General features: G+C 73.8%; 16 protein-coding genes. 10 read left to right on the forward strand and 6 right to left on the reverse strand.

Translation table 11 applies throughout. From position 1 onward, the window contains the following. The 6 genes from scy to GBN72_RS09110 all read left to right on the forward strand — a co-directional run. On the forward strand, nt 1–3,219 hold a 3,219-nt coding region (gene scy / locus GBN72_RS09085; RefSeq protein WP_151771948.1), incomplete at its 5' end, for a polarized growth protein Scy. Nucleotides 3,220–3,402: 183 nt separating this feature from the next. Then, a complete protein-coding gene (locus GBN72_RS09090) occupies nt 3,403–4,335 on the forward strand; it encodes a coiled-coil domain-containing protein (RefSeq protein WP_151771203.1) in 933 nt (310 codons plus the stop codon). Nucleotides 4,336–4,495: 160 nt separating this feature from the next. Next, nucleotides 4,496–5,449 (forward strand): ATP-binding cassette domain-containing protein, encoded by a 954-nt coding sequence (locus GBN72_RS09095; protein WP_151771204.1) that lies wholly within the window; start codon nt 4,496–4,498, stop codon nt 5,447–5,449. Nucleotides 5,450–5,451: 2 nt separating this feature from the next. Continuing rightward, entirely contained in the window at nt 5,452–6,219 is a 768-nt protein-coding gene (locus GBN72_RS09100) for an ABC-2 transporter permease family protein (RefSeq protein WP_151771205.1), read from the forward strand. Nucleotides 6,220–6,353: 134 nt separating this feature from the next. Beyond that, a complete protein-coding gene (locus tag GBN72_RS09105) occupies nt 6,354–7,406 on the forward strand; it encodes an ABC transporter ATP-binding protein (RefSeq protein ID WP_151771206.1) in 1,053 nt (350 codons plus the stop codon). Then, entirely contained in the window at nt 7,403–8,218 is an 816-nt protein-coding gene (locus tag GBN72_RS09110) for an ABC transporter permease (protein ID WP_151771207.1), read from the forward strand. Before GBN72_RS09105 ends, GBN72_RS09110 begins: the two co-directional genes overlap by 4 nt. Before the next feature lie 17 nt (nt 8,219–8,235). On the opposite strand, the gene GBN72_RS09115 is transcribed toward GBN72_RS09110, so the two are convergent. Continuing rightward, the gene (locus tag GBN72_RS09115) at nt 8,236–8,580 is read right to left on the reverse strand and encodes an Rv1322 family protein (RefSeq protein WP_151771208.1); all 345 of its coding nucleotides are present in this window, start codon (nt 8,578–8,580) and stop codon (nt 8,236–8,238) included. Between the two features lie 255 nt (nt 8,581–8,835). On the opposite strand from GBN72_RS09115, the gene GBN72_RS09120 reads away from it, so the two are divergent. Next, complete coding sequence (locus GBN72_RS09120; protein ID WP_151771209.1) at nt 8,836–9,864, forward strand: LLM class flavin-dependent oxidoreductase; 1,029 nt, start codon at nt 8,836–8,838, stop codon at nt 9,862–9,864. 179 nt (nt 9,865–10,043) lie between these two features. On the opposite strand, the gene GBN72_RS09125 is transcribed toward GBN72_RS09120, so the two are convergent. Further along, on the reverse strand, nt 10,044–10,433 hold the full coding sequence (locus GBN72_RS09125; protein WP_151771210.1) for an SCO5389 family protein: 390 nt from the start codon (nt 10,431–10,433) through the stop codon (nt 10,044–10,046). Nucleotides 10,434–10,686: 253 nt separating this feature from the next. Between GBN72_RS09125 and nucS the strand changes: the two genes are divergently transcribed. After that, the gene (nucS, locus tag GBN72_RS09130; protein ID WP_164540516.1) at nt 10,687–11,358 is read left to right on the forward strand and encodes an endonuclease NucS; all 672 of its coding nucleotides are present in this window, start codon (nt 10,687–10,689) and stop codon (nt 11,356–11,358) included. 162 nt (nt 11,359–11,520) lie between these two features. Here the strand turns inward: nucS and GBN72_RS09135 are convergent, their stop codons facing one another. The 3 genes from GBN72_RS09135 to GBN72_RS09145 form a co-directional block, all read right to left on the reverse strand. Then, nucleotides 11,521–14,184 carry an ATP-binding protein gene (locus GBN72_RS09135; protein ID WP_174887096.1) on the reverse strand — a complete coding sequence of 888 codons (2,664 nt, stop codon included), beginning with the start codon at nt 14,182–14,184 and terminating at the stop codon, nt 11,521–11,523. 420 nt (nt 14,185–14,604) lie between these two features. After that, a complete protein-coding gene (locus tag GBN72_RS09140) occupies nt 14,605–14,928 on the reverse strand; it encodes an STAS domain-containing protein (RefSeq protein ID WP_151771211.1) in 324 nt (107 codons plus the stop codon). 180 nt (nt 14,929–15,108) lie between these two features. Continuing rightward, nucleotides 15,109–15,957 (reverse strand): 3-hydroxyacyl-CoA dehydrogenase family protein, encoded by an 849-nt coding sequence (locus tag GBN72_RS09145; RefSeq protein ID WP_151771212.1) that lies wholly within the window; start codon nt 15,955–15,957, stop codon nt 15,109–15,111. Nucleotides 15,958–16,102: 145 nt separating this feature from the next. Here GBN72_RS09145 and GBN72_RS09150 point away from each other — a divergent pair, with 145 nt between their 5' ends. Then, nucleotides 16,103–16,675 (forward strand): cob(I)yrinic acid a,c-diamide adenosyltransferase, encoded by a 573-nt coding sequence (locus tag GBN72_RS09150; RefSeq protein WP_151771213.1) that lies wholly within the window; start codon nt 16,103–16,105, stop codon nt 16,673–16,675. On the opposite strand, the gene GBN72_RS09155 is transcribed toward GBN72_RS09150, so the two are convergent. Beyond that, nucleotides 16,592–17,251 (reverse strand): hypothetical protein, encoded by a 660-nt coding sequence (locus tag GBN72_RS09155; protein WP_151771214.1) that lies wholly within the window; start codon nt 17,249–17,251, stop codon nt 16,592–16,594. The genes GBN72_RS09150 and GBN72_RS09155 overlap by 84 nt on opposite strands. A 165-nt stretch (nt 17,252–17,416) precedes the next feature. Between GBN72_RS09155 and GBN72_RS09160 the strand changes: the two genes are divergently transcribed. Beyond that, nucleotides 17,417–18,622 (forward strand): sensor histidine kinase, encoded by a 1,206-nt coding sequence (locus tag GBN72_RS09160; RefSeq protein WP_151771215.1) that lies wholly within the window; start codon nt 17,417–17,419, stop codon nt 18,620–18,622. The last annotated feature ends 4 nt before the right edge of the window (nt 18,623–18,626 follow it).

Raw genomic sequence — 18,626 nt, forward strand, 5'->3', positions numbered from 1 at the left:
GACCAGATCCTGCGCCGCGCCCGCGCCGACGCCGAACGCCTGCTGAACGCCGCCTCCGCGCAGGCGCAGGAGGCCACCGAGCACGCCGAGCGGCTGCGCACCACCACCGTCGCCGAGTCCGACACCGCCCGCCGCCAGGCCACCGAGCTGAGCCGCGCCGCCGAACAGCGGATGGCGGAGGCCGAGGAGGCCCTGCGCACCGCGCGCACGGAGGCCGACAAGGTCGTCACGGAGGCCAAGGAGGCCGCCGCCAAGGCCCTCTCCGGCGCCGAGGCCGCGCAGGAGCAGCGCGTCCGCACGGCCAAGGAGCAGGTGGCCCGGCTGGTCAGCGAGGCCACCGAGGAGGCCGAGACCACCAAGGCCGAGGCCGAGCAGATCGTCGCGGCCGCCCGCGCCGAGGCCGAGAAGATCGTCGCCGAGGCCGGTGAGAAGGCCCGCGCCGTCACCGCCGAGGAGAGCGCCACCCAGCTCGCGCAGGCCGCCCGGACCGCCGAGGAGGTCCTCACCAAGGCCTCCGAGGACGCCCGGAAGACAACCAAGGCGGCCGCCGACGAGGCCGAGCGGATCCGGACCGAGGCCGAGACGGAGGCCGACCGGCTGCGCGCCGAGGCGCACGAGATCGCCGAGCAGCTCAAGGGCAGCGCGAAGGACGACACCGAGGAGTACCGGGCCCGCACGGTCGAGCTCCAGGAGGAGGCGCGCCGGCTGCGCGGCGAGGCCGAGCAGCTGCGGTCCGACGCGGTCGCCGAGGGCGAGCGGATCCGGCAGGAGGCCCGCAAGGAGGCCGTCCAGCAGATCGAGGAGGCCGCCAAGTCGGCCGAGGAACTGCTGGCCAAGGCCAAGGCCGACGCCGACGACATGCGGCAGACCGCCACCGCCGACAGCGAGAAGGTCCGCACCGAGGCCCTCACCCGGGCCACCACCCTGCGCCGCCAGGCCGACGAGGCGCTGGAGCGCGCCCGCGCCGAGGCGGACCGGCTCAAGGCGGAGGCCACCGAGCGGGCCGAGGAGGTCCGGTCCGAGGCCGAGGAGGCCGCCCGCGTCCTGCGCGAGGAGGCCGAGGCCGCCGCCCGGGCCCGCAAGGCCGAGGCCGCCGAGGAACTGACCCGCCTGCGCACCGAGGCCGAGGAGCGGCACACGGCCGCCGAGGAGGCGCTGACCGAGGCGCGCGCCGAGGCGGAGCGGCTGCGCCGGGAGACCACCGAGGAGAGCGAGCGGCTGCGCACCGAGGCCGCCGAGCGGATCGCCTCGCTGCGCGCCCAGGCCGAACAGGAGGCGGAGCGGCTGCGCACCGAGGCCGCCTCCGACGCCGCCGCCTCCCGCGCCGAGGGCGAGTCGGTCGCCGTCCGGCTGCGGTCGGAGGCCGCCGCCGAGGCGGAGCGGCTGAAGACCGACGCCCAGGAGACCGCCGACCGGCTCCGCGCGGAGGCCAGGACGGCCGCCGACCGGATCGCCGCCGAGGCCGCCGAGACCCTGGCCGCCGCCCAGGAGGAGGCCGCCCGACGCCGCCGCGAGGCGGAGGAGATGCTGGGCGCCGCCCGCGAGGAGGCGGGCCAGGAGCGCGAGCGGGCCCGCGAGCAGAGCGAGGAGCTGCTCGCCTCGGCCCGCAAGCGGGTCGAGGAGGCGCAGGCCGAGGCGCTGCGCCTGGTCGAGGACGCCGAACGCCGGGCCGGCGAGATGGTGTCGGCGGCCGAGCAGCACGCCCAGCAGGTGCGCGAGTCGGTGGCCGGGCTGCACGAGCAGGCCCAGGAGGAGATCCAGGGCCTGCGCACCGCCGCCGAGGTGGCGGCCGACCGCGCCCGCAAGGAGGCCGAGGAGGAGGCGGACCGGGTCCGCGGCGACGCCTACGCGGAGCGCGAGCGGGCCGCCGAGGACGCCGGCCGGATCCTCGGCACCGCCCGCGAGGAGGCGGAGGCCGCCAGGTCCCTCGCCGACCGGACGGTCACCGAGGCCGCGGCCGAGGCGGAGCGGCTGCGCACCGAGGCCGAGGAGAAGGCCCGCCGGGCCCGCGAGGAGGCCGCGGAGACGACCGCCGAGGCCGAGCGGACGGCGACCCGGACGCGCGCCGAGGCCCGTGAGGACGCCAACCGCATCCGCAGCGACGCCGCCGCGCAGGTCGACACCCTGATCGGCGAGGCCCGCGGCGAGGCGGAGCGGCTGACCGCGGAGACGGTCGCCGAGACCGACCGGCTGCGTGCCGAGACCGTGGCCGAGACCGACCGCCTGCGGTCCGAGACCGCCGCGGAGAGCGAGCGGCTGCGGGCCGAGGCCACGCAGACGGTGGCGACGGCGCGGGAGCGCGCCGAGCGGACCCGCGAGGAGTCCCGGCGGCTGCGCGAGGAGGCCGAGGCGGAGGCCGAGCGGCTCACCGCCGCGGCCCGCGAGGAGGCCGGGCGCACCCTGGACGAGGCGCGTCAGGACGCCAACAAGCGGCGTTCGGAGGCGGCCGAGCAGGTCGACACGCTGATCTCCGAGACGGCCGCCGAGGCCGACAAGCTGCTCGCCGACGCGCAGCAGCAGGCACTGCGGACCACCGCGGACGCGGAGGCGCAGGCCGACACCATGGTCGGCGCCGCCCGCAAGGAGGCGGAGCGGCTGGTCTCCGAGGCGACCGTCGAGGGCAACTCCCTGGTGGAGAAGGCGCGCAAGGACGCCGACGAACTGCTGGCCGGCACCCGCCGGGACGCGACCTCGATCCGTGAGCGGGCCGAGGAGCTGCGCGACCGGATCACGACCGAGGTGGAGGAGCTGCACGAGCGGGCCCGCCACGAGGCCGCCGAGACCATGAAGTCCACCGGTGAGCGCTGCGACGCGCTGATCAAGGCCGCCGAGGAGCAGCTGGCGAAGGCGGAGGCCAAGGCCAAGGACGTTCTGGCGGAGGCCGGTTCGGAGGCCGGCAAGGTGCGCATCGCCGCGGTGAAGAAGGCCGAGGTGCTGCTCAAGGAGGCCGAGCAGAAGAAGGCGTCGCTGGTCGCCGAGGCCGAGAAGATCAGGGCGGAGGCCGTCGCCGAGGCCGAGCGGACCGTCGAGGAGGGCAAGCGGGAACTCGAGGTCCTGGTGCGTCGCCGGGAGGACATCAACGCCGAGATCTCCCGTGTCCAGGACGTACTGGAGGCGTTGGAGTCTTTCGAGGCGCCGAGCCCGGCGAAGGACGCCGGCGTCAAGGCGGGGGCCTCGGCAGGGAACACCCGATCGAGTGGCAAGTCGTCCGACAACTGACCGGAGGGTGAATTTCGGTGTCCTTGGGACGGTCCTGCCGTTGTAACCCGCACCAGGACCGGCGATTTCCTCCCAAAACGGGCGGCATTCTCCCGATGAATCGGGCTTTCCGCTCGATGACACGCCGCCCAGCAGCCTAGGATTCCCCCTATCACCTCACCGGTCTCATTCGACAGGAACCCCATGAGCGACACTTCCCCCTACGGCTTCGAACTGGTCCGGCGTGGGTACGACCGCGCTCAGGTGGACGAACGTATCTCGAAGCTCGTCTCCGACCGCGACAGCGCGCTCGCCCGCATCACCGCGCTGGAGAAGCGCATCGAGGAGCTCCACCTCGAGACGCAGAACGTCCAGGCGCAGCCCGACGAGTCGGAGCCGTCCTACGCCGGCCTCGGCGCCCGCGTCGAGAAGATCCTCCGTCTCGCCGAGGAGGAGGCGAAGGATCTGCGCGAGGAGGCCCGTCGCGCCGCCGAGCAGCACCGGGAGCTCGCCGAGGCCGCCGCCCAGCAGGTGCGCAACGACGCGGAGTCCTACGCGTCGGAGCGCAAGGCCAAGGCGGAGGACGAGGGTCTGCGGATCGTCGAGAAGGCCAAGTCCGACGCGTCCCAGCTGCGCTCCGACGCGCAGAGGGACGCGCAGGCCAAGCGTGAGGAGGCGGACGCCCTCTTCGAGGACACCCGCGCCAAGGCCGCGCAGGCCGCCGCCGACTTCGAGACCAACCTCGCCAAGCGCCGGGAGCAGTCGGAGCGGGACCTCGCCTCGCGTCAGGCCAAGGCGGAGAAGCGTCTCGCCGAGATCGAGCACCGCGCCGAGCAGCTGCGTCTGGAGGCGGAGAAGCTGCGCACCGACGCCGAGCGCCGTGCCCGCCAGACGGTGGAGACCGCGCAGCGCCAGGCCGAGGACATCGTGGCCGACGCGAACGCCAAGGCGGACCGGATCCGTTCGGAATCCGAGCGGGAGCTGGCGGCGCTGACCAACCGCCGCGACTCGATCAACGCCCAGCTCACCAACGTGCGCGAGATGCTGGCGACGCTCACCGGCGCCGCGGTGGCCGCTGCGGGTTCCCCCGCCGACGAGGAGCCGGCCCGCACGGTCCCGGCCCAGCAGACCCGCTGACCCGCCGGCCGGCAGGCCCGCTGACCTGCTGACCCGACGGTCCGTCCGGAAGGCCCGCACCGCCCCCGCGGTGCGGGCCTTCCGCATTCCGGGACGAACGGCGGTGCCGAAGCCCCGGTTCCGGTGGCAACGCACCCCTCGCCCCCCTACCGTGGGGGCCATGATTTCGCTGGAGGGGCTGACCAAGAGGTACGGCGAGAAGGTCGCCGTGAACGACCTGACGTTCGAGGTACGCCCAGGCATCGTGACCGGCTTCCTCGGCCCCAACGGCGCGGGCAAGTCCACCACCATGCGCATGATCCTCGGTCTGGACCACCCCACCTCCGGCGACGTCCGCGTCGAGGGCCGCCACTACGCGCAGCTGCGTGATCCCCTGAAGTCCATCGGCGCCCTGCTCGACGCCACCGCGAACCACGGCGGCCGCAGCGCCTACCACCACCTCCTCTGCCTCGCCCAGAGCAACGGCCTGCCCGAGCGCCGGGTGCACGAGGTCCTGGACATCGTCGGTCTGACCACCGTGGCGAAGAAGAAGGCCAAGGGCTTCTCCATGGGCATGGGCCAGCGCCTCGGCATCGCCGCGGCCCTGCTCGGCGACCCGCGGATCCTGATGTTCGACGAACCGGTCAACGGCCTCGACCCCGAGGGCATCCACTGGATCCGCACCCTGATGCAGCGTCTGGCCGCCGAGGGCCGCACCGTCTTCGTCTCCTCGCACCTGATGAGCGAGATGGCCCTGACCGCCGAGCACCTGATCGTCATCGGCCAGGGCCGGCTCCTGGCGGACATGTCCATGGCGGACTTCATCCGGCAGAACTCCCGCTCCTACGTCCGCGTCCGCACTCCTGACCGGGAACGGTTCCTGGACGTGCTCCGCTCCGCCGGCATCACCGCGATGGAGACCGGTGACGTGCTGGAGCTCGACGGGGTGGCCGCCGAGCAGGTAGGCGAGCTGGCCGCCCGGCACGCTCTGGTGCTGCACGAGCTGAGCCCGCAGCAGGCCTCGCTGGAGGAGGCGTTCATGCGGCTGACCGCGGAGTCCGTCGAGTACCACGCGCACAGCGGCCCGGCGGCCGACGAGCAGGCGTCCTGGGGCGCCGGCTGGAAGAAGGGATGAGCATGGCCGTCGCGCAGGTCGTCCGCTCCGAGTGGACCAAGATCCGGTCGGTGGCCTCCACCGTCTGGACGCTCTCCGTCGCCCTGGTGGTGACGGTCGCCCTCGGGGTGCTGATCTCCTGGCTCACCCGCCGCGAGTTCGGCAACATGCCCGCCCGGGACCGGCTCACCTTCGACCCGACCTTCATCAGCTTCGCCGGGATGAGCCTCGGCCAGCTCGCCATGATCGTCTTCGGGGTACTGGTGGTCTCCAACGAGTACAGCACCGGCATGATCCGCACCTCGCTGGCCGCGGTGCCGCAGCGCGGGGTGTTCTACGGATCCAAGCTGGCCGTGGCGACGGCGCCGGCCTTCGTGGTCGCGCTGGTCACCGCCTTCGCCGCGTTCTTCCTGGGTCAGGCCGTGCTGGGCCCGCACCGGACGTCGCTCGGCGAGGACGGGGTGCTGCGGGCGGTGGTCGGCGGCGCGCTGTACATGACGCTGATCGCCGTCTTCTCGATGGGCGTGGCCGCGATGCTGCGCTCGCCGATGCTCTCGCTCGGCGTACTGATGCCGCTGTTCTTCCTGCTCTCCCCCATCCTCGGCACGGTGGAGGCGACCAAGAAGGTCGGCCAGTACCTGCCCGACCAGGCGGGGGCCCGGGTGATGCAGGTGGTGACGATCGGCGACGACGTCCCCTACGGTCCGTGGGGCGGCCTCGGGATCATGGCGCTGTGGTGCCTGGTGGTCGTCGCCGGCGGCTACCTGTTGCTCAGGCGGCGCGACGCGTAACGGAGCAAAAGCGACGCAGAACGATTTTCCTGCCTCCGCTCTGGAACCACGGCCCCCGCTGATGGTCTCCTAACCCTGTCGGGGAGCACCGCGCCCCCGGCCACCACGACGCGGTGCCGAACGATGGGTGAAGCATGATCGAGGCAGTTGGCCTGACCAAGCGCTACGGCGACAAGACCGCCGTGGACGACCTTTCCTTCCAGGTGCGGCCCGGCATGGTCACCGGCTTCCTCGGGCCCAACGGCTCCGGCAAGTCGACGACCATGAGGATGGTCCTCGGCCTGGACACGCCCACGGCGGGCCATGTGACGGTCAACGGCTACCCCTACCGCCGCCTGCCCAACGCCCCCCGGCACGTCGGCGCGCTGCTGGACGCCAAGGCCGTGCACGGCGGCCGGGACGCCTACCGCCATCTGCTGAGCATCGCCCAGCTCTCCGGCATCCCCGCCCACCGGGTGGACGACGTGCTCCAGCTCGTCGGCCTCTCCGAGGTGGCGGGCCGCCGCACCAAGGGCTTCTCGCTGGGCATGGGCCAGCGCCTGGGCATCGCCGCCGCGCTCCTGGGCGACCCGCAGGTGCTGCTCTTCGACGAGCCGGTCAACGGTCTCGACCCGGAGGGCATCCTCTGGGTGCGCAACCTGATGAAGTCGCTGGCCGCCGAGGGCCGCACCGTCTTCGTCTCCTCGCACCTGATGAGCGAGATGGCCCTGACCGCCGACCACCTGGTCGTCATCGCCCGGGGACGGCTGCTCGCCGACATGAGCGTGCGGGAGTTCATCGCCGCCAACTCGGCGGGCTTCGCCCGGGTCCGGGTGCCGGACACCGACGAGGGGCAGCGCGAGAAGCTCACCGCGGCGCTGACCGCGGCCGGGGCGCAGGTACTGCCCGAGCAGGACGGGGCGGTGCGGGTGACCGGCCTGCCGCTGCCGCGGATCAGCGACGTCGCCCACGAGGCGGGGGTCCGGCTGTGGGAGCTGTCCCCGCACCACGCCTCGCTGGAGGAGGCGTACATGCGCCTGACCCAGGGCATGGTCGACTACCGCTCCACCGCCGACCCGCAGATCGGCATGCGGCCCGAGCCCGCCCCGGGCCGGGAGGACGGATGGGACGACGAGCCCGGCTGGTCCCCGCCGCAGCAGCCCGTCCACGCCTCCGACCGCCCGACCCTCACCGAGGACGCCCGATGACCACCCAGCCGATCCCCAGCCAGGCCCCCCGGACCCCCTCCTACGTCTCACCCATCCCGATCAGCCGGACGCATCTGGGCCATGCGCTCGCCTCGGAGTGGACCAAGATCCGTTCGGTGCGCTCCACCCTGTGGACGCTGGGCGTCTTCCTGGCGCTGGTGGTCCTGCTCGGCTGCATGATGGCCGGGCTGATCGGCGCGGACACCTACCTCAACACCCCGTACACGATGCCCGCCTTCTTCGGCCTGCTGCTCGGCCAGATGTGCCTGGTGTCGCTGGGCGTGCTGGTGGTGTCCTCCGAGTACGGCACCGGGATGATCCGCACCACCTTCACCGCCTCCCCGCAGCGGCACCGCGTGCTGGCGGCGAAGATCCTGGTGTTCTTCGCGGTGGCGTTCGTGACCGCCGCGGTGGCGATCGCCGCGGTCGGCCTCTACGCCCAGATCACGGTGGGCGCGCGGACCAACGCGAACTGGCTGCCGACCGTCTTCACGGGCGCGCTCTACGTGTCGCTGATGGGCGTGCTGGCGCTCGCGGTGGGCTCGATGATGCGGCACTCGGCCGGCGCCATCACCACCATGCTGGGCGTGCTGCTGGTCCCCGCGATCCTGCCCGCGTTCCTGCTCTTCAACGACGGCCTGGCGGACGTCGCGCAGGTGATGAGCGACTACAACGCCATCAACGCCCTGTCGCTGATCTTCGAGGGCGACCGGTCCACCGGCACCGGGGGCGCCCAGATCGCGTTCCTCGCGACGCTGACCGTCCTGGCGTGCGCCGGGGCCTTCGGCGTCCAGGCCAACCGGGACGTGTAGGCACGCCCCGCCCCGGTTCAGTACCGGGGCGCGTTACGGGACCGCTGGGACCTCGTGGACCGGCGGTCCCTGGCGTTCCAGCACGCCTTGTGCCAGTGGCGGCGGTCGTCGACGCCGGAATGGGCGGGCCAGGCCACCACGTGCGGGACGCCGGAGGGGATCATCTGGTCGCAGCCCGGGCAGCGGTAGGTCTTGCCCGCGGCGCTCGACCCGGCGACGTGCCGCACGCTCCAGTCCTCGCCCTGCCAGTTCTCCGAGGACTGCCAGCCGCCGTACCGGCCGCCGCCCTCCTCGTCCTCGAGGGGGCCGCCCCGTCCGTTCCCTCCGGCGGGGCCCTTGGGTCGGTTGCGGCGCGGGGACACGGTTCACCTCACGGGACGGGTGCGGGCTGGGACCTGCACCAGCCTACGCGGCCCCGCGCGGCCCTCGGGGCAGACCGCCGGGAGGCGCGTTGCCCGACCGGACGCCGGCGTCTCTCCTTCGCCTCGGGAACACGGGCGACCCATTCTGCAGACAATCGGCAAATTCCTGGATCCGCCCGTGACTTCGGCACGTGTCAGGCGGTTATGCCGCGTGGGGGAGCTCCGACTCGGGAGCCAGGAAAGCAGGAAGTGTCCATGCACGTCGGAAGTTTCATCGTCGCCGCCCAGTTCCCGGGCCAGGGCCACGGGGAGCCGCTGCACCGCGCGGTCCGCTCCGCGGAGGTCGCCGAGGAGGCCGGGCTCGCCCAGGTGTGGCTGGCCGAGCACCATTTCGTCCCGTACGGCGTCTGCCCCTCGGCCGTGACCCTCGCGGCGACGCTGCTGGGCCGGACCCGGCGGCTGCGGGTGGGCACGGCGGTGAGCGTGCTGCCCACCGCGCACCCGGTGGCCCTGGGCGAGCAGGCCGCGCTGCTGCACATCACCTCCGGCGGGCGCTTCTCGCTGGGGGTGGGCCGCGGCGGCCCCTGGGTGGACCTGGAGGTCTTCGGCGCCGGCCTGGAGGCGTACGAGCGGGGCTTCCCCGACTCGCTCGACCTGCTGCTGCGCTGGCTGCGCGATCCCTCGGTGGCGGGGGACGGCGGTCGCTTCCCGTTCCGTGAGGTACCGGTGGTGCCGCGGCCGAACGAGGCGCTGGAGGGCGGCGCCGCCCCGGAGGTCGTGGTCGCCTGCACCTCCCCGGCGAGCGTCCGGCTGGCCGGCGAGCGCGGACTGCCGATGCTGCTGGGCATGCACGCCGGGGACGAGGAGAAGGCCGCCATGGTGCGGGCCTGGCAGGAGCACGCGCGGGCGGCGGGCCGGCCGGAGGAGGCCGTCCGCTCCGCGGCCCACGTCTCGGCGGGTCTCTGCCAGATCGCCGACCGGCCGGAAGACGCCAGGGAGACGCTGCTGAAGTCCATGCCGGGTTGGCTGAAACAGGGCCTTGCCGCGCATGTGACGGTGGACAACCGGGTGCGCGCGATGCGCGATCCCCACGCCTACACGGAGATGCTCTGCCAATTGCATCCGGTGGGCACGCCCCGCCTCTGCGCCGACCGGCTCGCGGCCACCGCGGAGCGCACCGGCATCCGGCGGTTCGCGCTGCTCACGGAGGGGTCGGGCGATCTCGCGGCCACCGAGGAGAACCTCCGGCGGCTCGGCGGCGAGGTCCTGCCGCGTCTGGTGTGACGACCGGGGCGACGGACGGTACGAAAAGCGTGAAGAAGGGCGTGACGAGGTGCGCCACGACCGGGACCGGTCTGGCGGCCGGCTCCGCGGGCGGGATGCCGGCGGTGAGGGGAGCGGTCCGGCGTCCTGGCGAGTGGGTGGTCGTCCCCGCCGGGACGTCGGACCGTGCCTCATCGGGGTCAGCAGTCCCGCAGTTCCGGCGACTGGTTGAGGAGTTGTGCGCGCACCGAGGTGAAGCGGGCAAGCCTCTCCTCGCTCCCGTCGAGCGGGAACACCGCGACGCGGTGGCAGTTCTGGAACGCGAGGCGCACACCGAAGTGGCGCTGCAGGGCCCCCCGGATCGCGTCGCTGGCGAGCGCGCGCAGGAGCTGACCCCGTGCCTGCTCGTCCGGCGGCGGCGTCTGGTTGTCGGCGAACGGTCCGCCGTCCACCTCGAGCTGGGCCACCAGTGAGCTGATCATCTCCCAGGCGTAGGGCAGGGAGGTCCGGACGCAGTCGACGAAGGCCGCTTCGTCGACCTCGCCTCGCTCGGCCTGTTCGAGCAGGGCCGGTGAGACGTCGAGCGACATGAGTTCTCCTCTCGCACCCCCTCGGCGAAGGGGGTTGCCGGACGGGACGGGACGGCGGGTGCCGGACACGCTGCGTACCCGTGCCACGACCGCCCGTTCACTACGGTAGGCACCTCCAGGTCCCCCGCACCAGGAGACGGCGTACTTGTCCGGATCCGCATCGTCATGCTCCGCACACAATCAGCCAGAACCGCACAGGGAGCTCCCAGGGCGAATCGCGTGGAGCACCGTGGGTCGAGTAGCGTTGCGGACCATGCGTCTTGTCATCGCCCGCTGCTCCGTCGACTACGCGGGGCGCCTCACCGCACATCTGCCGTCCGCTCCCCGCCTGATCCTGGTCAAGGCGGACGGGAGCGTCTCGATCCACGCGGACGACCGCGCCTACAAGCCGCTGAACTGGATGTCGCCGCCGTGCGCCCTCAAGGAGGGCACGGGCGACGACGCCGGCGTCTGGACGGTGATCAACAAGGCGGGCGAGAAGCTGATCATCACGATGGAGGAGATCCTCCACGACTCCTCGCACGAGCTGGGCGTGGACCCGGGTCTGATCAAGGACGGCGTCGAGGCGCACCTGCAGGAGCTGCTCGCCGACCGCATCGACACGCTGGGCGAGGGCTACACGCTGATCCGCCGCGAGTACATGACGGCGATCGGGCCGGTCGACATCCTGTGCCGCGACGGGCAGGGCGGGACCGTGGCCGTGGAGATCAAGCGGCGCGGTGAGATCGACGGCGTCGAGCAGCTGACGCGCTATCTGGAGCTGTTGAACCGGGACCCGTTGCTCGCGCCGGTGCGGGGGGTGTTCGCGGCGCAGGAGATCAAGCCGCAGGCCCGGGTGCTGGCGACGGACCGGGGCATCGCCTGCCAGGTCCTCGACTACGACGCCCTCCGCGGCATCGAGGACGACAAGCTCCGCCTGTTCTGACGCCGGTCTCCGGCCCGCGTCCCCGGCGCGGCCGGCTCCGTACGGACGGCACCGCCCCCCACGGTTCGTGGCCGTGGGGGGCGGTGTGCTGCGCGGGCGGTGTGCTGCGCGGGCGGTGTGCTGCGCGGCCGGTGTGCGTTGCGCGGTCGGTGCCGGGACGTCTCAGGCGAGGGCGGGCGTCTGCGACGGGTCCGGCCCGGGCGGGCTCGTCAGGGACGGTGGGACCTGGACGCCGCCGGCCGTCGTGGTGGTGGTCGTCGTCCCGCCGTCGGCGCCGTCGGTGGCGCCGCCGTCCGCTCCCCCGTCGGTGGCGCCGCCGTCCGTGCTGCCTTCGGTGGTGCCGCCTTCGGTGGTCCCGTCGGTGGTGCCGCCGGTGGTGGTGCCGCCGGTGGTGGGCGTGCCGCCGGTGGTGGTGCCGGTACTGGTGCCCGCGTCGGAGCCGCCCGAGGGGCTGCCCGAGGTGGTCGACCCGCCGGAGCCGCTCGGGCTGCCGGAGCCGCCCGACGGCTTGGTCGGCTTGGTGGTGGCCGGCGGCTTGGTGGTGCTGCCGCCGGTCGGGCCGGACTCCTCGTCCTCGTCGTCCTCGTCCGTCGGGCCGGGGTCCCCGGAGGGGTTCGCCGGGTCGTCGGGGGTGCCGAGCACGCCGTCGGGGCCGGGGTCGGTGGGACGGCTGGTGGCCGTTCCGGTGTCGTCGCCGTCGCCGGTGGCCTCGTCGGCGCCGAGTTCGTCGCCGTAGCCCTGGCTGGCGGTCGGGTTCGGGCCGGTGCCCTCGGTCGGCACGTCCTGGTCGCCGCCCGTCGCGCCCAGTGTCACCACGGTGCCCAGGACCGCCACGAGCAGCGCGCCCGCGCCGGCGGCGACCAGGTTCTTCCGGGCGCCGCCCACCAGGCCGCGGGCCCTGCCCGCCGGTTCGGGGCGGCGGGTGACGGGGGCGTCGCCGACGAAGACCGTGCCGCCGTCCTGCGCGGGGCCGGTCGCGTCCTTCGGGGGGTACTGCTCGGTGTCGCCGGAGCCGAAGGCCTCGAACGCCCCGAAGGCGGTGAGGGCCGCTCCGGCGGACGCCGCGGCGGCGGAGGTCTCCGGGGAGGGCGTCGCGAGGTCCATGCCGGGCAGGTCGCCCGTGCGGTCGGCGACCAGGGCCAGCGCGCGGCGTCCCGCGACCTGCCCCCGCTTGTCGGCGGCGGCCGCCCGCAGCGCCACCGCGGCGTCCAGCTCGGCTCGCGCCCGCTCGTACCGTCCCTGACAGAGTGCCAGCACGCCCAGTTCGTGGTGGAAGTAGCCCTGCTCGGAGACCTCACCGACCAGGCGCGCCGCCTCCGAGCCGGCGCGCAGCGCCCGTTCCCAGGCGGACCAGGCCAGGCCGGCGGCGAAGGCGGGTGCGGCGTTGCGGGCGAGGCGCAGCGCCAGGCCGCCGTCGGCCGGCGGCAGCGCGGCCAGCACGGCCAGGATGGCGTCGGCCTCGGCGCGGACCCGCTCCGGGGTGACGGACTGGTGTCCGGTCCACCAGGCGTAGTGCTCGGCGGCGGTGCGCACGCGCTGCTCCGCGTCGTCCGCGTACCCGGCGGCCTCCAGCTGGGCCGGTACGCCGGCGGCGAGCCGGTGGCGGCCGCCCGCGGGCGAGACCAGGGCGCAGCCGAGGAGTTCGCCCAGCGCGCCGTCGGCGTGGGTGTCGCCGACCAGGGCGGGCAGGTGGGCCGGCTGCGGCAGTTCGCCGCCGAGGGCCACCGCGAACCGCAGGGCGTCGCGGGCGGAGGCGGAGAGCCGGGAGGCGAGCAGCGGGGCGGGGGCGGCGCCCTCCGCCAGCGAGGGCAGCGGGGCGGCCTCCTCGCGGGTGTCGAAGGGGGTGTCGGTGTCGGGGACGGGCACCGCGTCCTGGAAGACGCCGACCTCGTCCACCACGTCGGTGGCGGCGCGCAGGCGGTCACGCTGGCGCAGCAGCGCGCCGGCCTGGACGAACCGCAGCGGCAGGCCCTCGGACTCGAACCAGAGGTCGCCCGCCCAGGTCGTCTCCTCCTCGGTGAGGGAGCGTCCGACGGCGTGGCCGAGCAGCCGGAGGCCGGACGCCCGGGTGAGGCCGGTGAGGGTGACCGTCTCCACCAGCGCCTCGGCGGCGGGTTCGGGGACGTCGGGCGTCGCGGATATCAGGAAGGCGCACTCGGGGGTGGCGTCGAGCAGCCGGACGAGGTCGGCGCCGCCGAAGGCGAGGTCGTCGACGACGACCACGGCGCCGATCCGGCCGAGCAGGTCGTGCAGTTCGTCATCGCCGGGGCGGCGCCGGGGGGCGTCGTAGGCGGCGTGGAGGAGGTCGTGCAGGAGCTCGTCGCAGCTGCGGCCGAGGCCGCTGAGGCGGATGACGCCGTCGGGGGCGAGGTCGGCGCAGTCCTCGGCGACGATGTCGAGCAGGCGGCTGCGGCCGGAGCCGGAGGGGCCGACCAGGCGGGCGGAGCGGCCGCGGGCCAGCAGCCGCACGAGTTCCTCGCGCTCCTCCTGACGCTCCAGCAGCGGCAGCGACGGGAGGCTCGCGGACGTGTCGGCGGCGGGCGCGGCGGCGCGGGCCGCGGCCCGGTCCGCCTCGGCGCGCTGCTCGAGGGTGAGCTTGGCGGGCGGCGCGGGGGTGCGTTCGGGCGGGCAGAGTTCGATCTCGCTGCCGTCGACGGGGTTGACGGTCAGCAGCAGGTCGTCGGTGAACACCTCGGTGGTGCGTGCCACCGAGGGCGCGTGCTGGCCGAAGTCCGGCGTGAGCGGGTCCCGGGGCGCACGCGGGCGCGGCGGACGGCCGCTTCCCCCGTGGCCGCGCTCCTCGGGTCCGCGGCTGTTCGGGTCCATGAGTCCAATGCCCCCAAAGCGTCGTGTGCCGAGCCCTCCCGGCCTTGCCGCACACCGCGCGGTCACCTCTGGTCCGGGCCGCCGCAGGGTATGTCCGATGTCGGGTCGGCGGGCGACCGAACCTTAAACCTCGCTCAGTATCTCCGACCAGCCGGGGTGCGGCTGCGTCCGCGACATCACAGTCTGATGTGGATTGGCGCCGCGCGACAGACCGCCGCGCTGCGGGTGGGACCGGCGTGCGGCCGGGTGGTGCGAGGGGTTCCGGAGGACGGTGGCCCGGGATGCGGAGGTGTCCGGGATCCCTGCGTCACGGGGTCCTAGGGGTCCTAGGGGTCCCCGGGGTCCCGGGCGTCCGCCGCGGTGCCGCGGCAGGGAGACGGCGGAAGGGGGCGGCGGTAAGGCGGCGGGGAGGCGGCGCGGTCAGACCCGCGGCAGGGTCTCCGCGGCGAGGCCGCCCTCGATGGCGAGGATGCGGTGGAGCCGGGTGGCCACCAGCAGCCGCTGCATCTGCGGCGGCACGCCGCGCAGCACCAGCCGGCGTCCGGCGCGGCCGGCCCGACGGTGCACACCCATGATCACGCCCAGTCCGGTGGCGTCCCAGGAGTGGAGTTCCGAGAGGTCCAGGACCAGGTCGCCGACGCCGTCGTCGACGGCGGAGTGCAGGACCGTACGGGCGTCCGCCGCGCTGCGGACGTCGAGGCGGCCCCCGACGACCAGCTCGGCGTGGTCGCCCCTGATGAACATAAGTGCTCCCCGGGAATACGTCTTGTTGCACCGTCTGTGTACGGTGATGCCACTTCTGACGCCACTGACGGACCAGAAGTTGCCGTCTGTAAGCGAACCGATACCGAAATCACCCTCTCGGGTGATCCGAGGGGTGATCCCGGTCCGGCGTGCGGGCGGGCCCGCGGTCGTTGCTGTCGGTCAGTGCTTGTAGAAGCCCTGCCCGCTCTTGCGGCCGATGTCACCGGCGTCCACCATTCGGCGCATCGACTCCGGCGGGGCGAACTTCTCGTCCTGCGACTCCGTGTAGATGTTGGAGGTCGCGTGGAGCAGGATGTCGACGCCCGTCAGGTCGGCGGTGGCCAGCGGGCCCATCGCGTGGCCGAAGCCCAGCTTGCAGGCGATGTCGATGTCCTCGGCGCTGGCGACGCCCGACTCGTGCAGCTTGGCGGCCTCGACGACCAGGGCGGAGATCAGCCGGGTGGTGACGAAGCCCGCCACGTCGCGGTTGACCACGATGCAGGTCTTGCCCACCGACTCGGCGAACTCCCGTGCCTTGGCGAGGGTTTCGTCGCTGGTCTTGTAGCCGCGGACCAGCTCGCAGAGCTGCATCATCGGCACCGGCGAGAAGAAGTGCGTGCCCACGACCCGCTCGGGCCGCCCGGTCACCGCGGCGATCTTGGTGATCGGGATGGCGGAGGTGTTCGACGCGAGCACCGCGTCCTCACGCGCGATCTTGTCCAGGGCGCGGAAGATCTCGTGCTTGACCTCGATCTTCTCGAAGACGGCCTCCACGACCACGTCCGCGTCGCCGACGGCGTCGAGGTCGGTGGTGGTGGTGATCCGGGCCAGCGCGGCCTCGGCGTCGGCGGCGTCGAGCTTGCCCTTGCCCACGAACTTGTCGTACGAGGCCTTGATGCCGTCCAGGCCCCGGGAGAGCGCCTCGTCGGTGACATCGCGCAGGACGACGTCCCAACCCGCCTGCGCGGAGACCTGGGCAATGCCGGAACCCATGAGGCCGGCCCCGATGACGGCGAGCTTTCCTGCCACTGCCACTCCCTGTTCTCGTGTCTACCGCTCGGACATTAGCGCCCGGGGAGACGCTCGTGACCCCTAAGTAATGCGCGTCACGTCTCATTTGACGGACATCACACCGGCGGCGCTCCCCCCGGAGTCGTTCCCTAGGCTGGGGCCCATGGTCAATCTGACGCGCATCTACACCCGTACCGGGGACAAGGGCACCACCAACCTCGGCGACATGAGCCGGGTCCCGAAGACCGATCTCCGCATTTCGGCCTATGCCGACGCCAACGAGGCGAACGCCGTCATCGGCACCGCCGTCGCCCTGGGCGGTCTGGAGGAGGACGTGACCGCGGTCCTCACCCGGGTCCAGAACGATCTCTTCGACGTGGGCGCCGACCTGTCGACGCCGGTCGTGGAGGCCCCCCAGTACCCGCCGCTGCGGGTGGAGCAGTTCTACGTCGACCGGCTGGAGGAGGACTGCGACCGGTTCAACGACCGCCTGGAGAAGCTGCGTTCCTTCATCCTGCCGGGCGGCACGCCCGGCGCGGCGCTGCTCCACCAGGCGTGCACGGTGGTGCGCCGGGCCGAGCGTTCGACCTGGGCGGCCCTGGAGGTCCACGGCGAGACCATGAACCCCCTGACCGCGACCTACCTCAACCGGCTATCGGACCTGCTCTTCATCCTTGCGCGCGTCGCCAACCTGTCCACGGGCGACGTCCTGTGGGTCCCGGGCGGCGAGCGCTGACTCCTCCGGCCCGCCCGTGGCCCGCCCGTCCTCGGACCGCCCGTCCTTGGACCGCTTGGGGAAGAGCAGGTAGCTGAGGGCGATCACCCCGTGGACGAGGACGATCCGCAGCGCGGTCTCCTGGAAGGACCGCAGCGTGGACGTGTCGCCGTCGTCGCCGATGTAGAGGACGCCGCCCTGCAGCAGGGCGGCGGCCACTGCGGCGGCGAGCAGCGTGCGCAGCCAGAGCCGGCCTTCGTGGACGGCGCGGGCCATGCCGTACCGCGGCGGCTTCGGCGGGCGCGGCGCGCCGGCCAGGCGGTGCGCGGCGTGGCCGTCGAGCCAGGTGATCGTGTAGTGCCCGTAGGCCACGGTGAAGCCGATGTAGAGGGCGGCCAGGCCGTGCTGCCAGTCGGGCTCGGCGCCGCCCCGCAGGTCGACCAGGGTCACCACGAACAGCACCACCTCCAGCAGCGGCTCGCACAGCAGCAGGACGGTGCTCAGCCGCCGCCTGCGCAGCAGGTACCGCACCGCGAGCCCCGCGGCGAGCAGCACCCAGAAGCCGACCTCGCAGGCGATGATCAGGGCCAGGATCATGTCGGGTTCCCTCCGTCCTCCGTCGCCTTCCACCCTCCCCCCGGCCCGGCGCGCGCGCATCGGCCACCCCGACGAGATCCGGCTGCATCCTTCGATGTACACGCCGCGCCGACAAGGGTGCGCCGGCCGCATGTGCCGCGGGGGCCGGACGTGTTGGATGGGGTCATGACCGTCGAGACCACCTCCCCGCGGCGCCCTCGCCCGTTCGACGTGGCGACGGCACTGGGCGGGCTGGCGCTGGGCCTGCTGCTGTGGTCGGTGGGCCTGGACCTGTATCCGCAGCGGGACGTGCCCGACTGGTGGGTGCTGGTGCCGCTGGCCGTGATGGCGGGCCTGGAGCCGCTGCGCCGCATCCGGCCGCTGGCGGGCCTGCTCGCCGGCACCGTGGCCCTGGTGGCCGATCAGTTCACCACCGGCAGTGTGGTGACGCTGCTGCTCTTCACGGACCTGATGTACGCGGCCACCGTCTACGGCAGCGCGCGGCTGAGCCGCCGCCTCCCGGTGCAGACGGGCGCGCTGACCCTGGCGTTCATCGGCTGGGGCGTGGCCACCTGGCAGGACGCCTACTCGCTGATGGCGGGCCTGGGGGTGGGCCTGGTCGCGTTCGGCCCGGCCGCCACCGGCGCCCTGGTGCGCCACCACCGCGACGCGGCCCGGGCCGCCCGCAGGGAGGCGGAGCAGACCGCGCGGCTGGCCGAGCTGGACCGCGCCCAGGCCGTCACCGCCGAACGGACGCGGATGGCGCGGGAGTTGCACGACGTGATCGCCGGGCACCTGGCCGCGGTGGCGGTGCACTCCACGGCGGCGCTGTCGCTGGACGACGCGCAGACGTCCCGCCGGGCACTGGGCGTGATCCGGGAGAACAGCGTGGCGGCGCTCACCGAGATGCGCCGCCTGATCGGCCTGCTGCGGGCCGGCGGCGACGACCTGGAGCCGTCCCCCGCACCCACCCTGGAGGGGCTGGAGCCCCTGGCCGAGGGGGTCCGGGCGGCGGGCTTCGCGGTGACCCTGGACCTCGGCCCCGGTCTGGGATCCGGCCCCGACACCGGGTACGGCCGCACCCGCCTGCCCTCGCCGGTGGAGCTGGCCGCCTACCGGATCGTGCAGGAGTCGCTGACCAACGTGCTCAAGCACGGCGCGCCCGGCCCGGTGAGGGTCGGCGTGTCGCTCGACGGCGGCGCGCTGCGGGTGGAGGTCACCAGCGCGCTCGGCACGCCGGACGGGGAAGCGGCCCGCGCGCCGGGGGCGGGAGCCGGGCTGATCGGGATGCGGGAGCGGGCCCTGCTGGTCGGCGGCGGTTTCGACGCCGGGCCGCGGGACGGGCGATGGGTGGTGCGGGCGCAACTTCCCGTGCCGGAAGGGGAAGGGTGAGGTC

It is taken from the genome of Streptomyces abyssomicinicus, assembly GCF_008974245.1.
Taxonomy (GTDB): domain Bacteria; phylum Actinomycetota; class Actinomycetes; order Streptomycetales; family Streptomycetaceae; genus Streptomyces; species Streptomyces abyssomicinicus.